1 protein-coding gene is annotated in these 529 nt (G+C 38.9%); it reads right to left on the bottom strand.

What is annotated here, in order from left to right; all coding sequences use genetic code 11:
• On the bottom strand, positions 1–529 hold a 529-nt coding region (locus QZL64_RS00310; RefSeq protein ID WP_296309062.1), incomplete at both ends, for a transposase.

Here is a 529-nt window from a genome sequence, read left to right on the forward strand (position 1 = left end):
TTGCAACCCTCGGTAAAGCCGTTTGAATATGGTAAGGTTAAGGCATTAATAATTTCGTCGCTCCAAGAGGAGAACGTTTTTAAGAGGGATTGAAATTCAGATAGTTCAGAGTCAAAAACTAATGAAAGCCATTCATTTATGGACCTTAGAATATCGCGCCTCCGTTTAAATTTCAACACTGTATGGAAGGCATATTTTAGCATATAGGCACGGTGTAATCTCGATGAATAGTGAAACATATCCATCAGTTTTGCATATTCATTGTCAGTTAAATCCTTAAAATGTTTAGTCAATATTCGCTTATTCGTTTTGAAGGTTCGGCTTGCATTAGTTAAGGTATTTTGCTCAGCTTTACGCACTCGCTCAAGGGCAAAGGTCACCAGCCGGATTAAGTGGAATCTGTCAGCAACAATATGAGCTTTAGGGAAGCATTGCTTCATGACGGAGCGGAATTGGAGGGACATGTCCATTGTGATGTATTTTACGTTGTTTCGTACGTGTCTTGGGAATTGCAAAAAGTACTGTATTA

Source organism: Veillonella sp. CAG:933, from assembly GCF_000431435.1.
Lineage (GTDB): Bacteria > Bacillota > Negativicutes > Veillonellales > Veillonellaceae > Veillonella_A.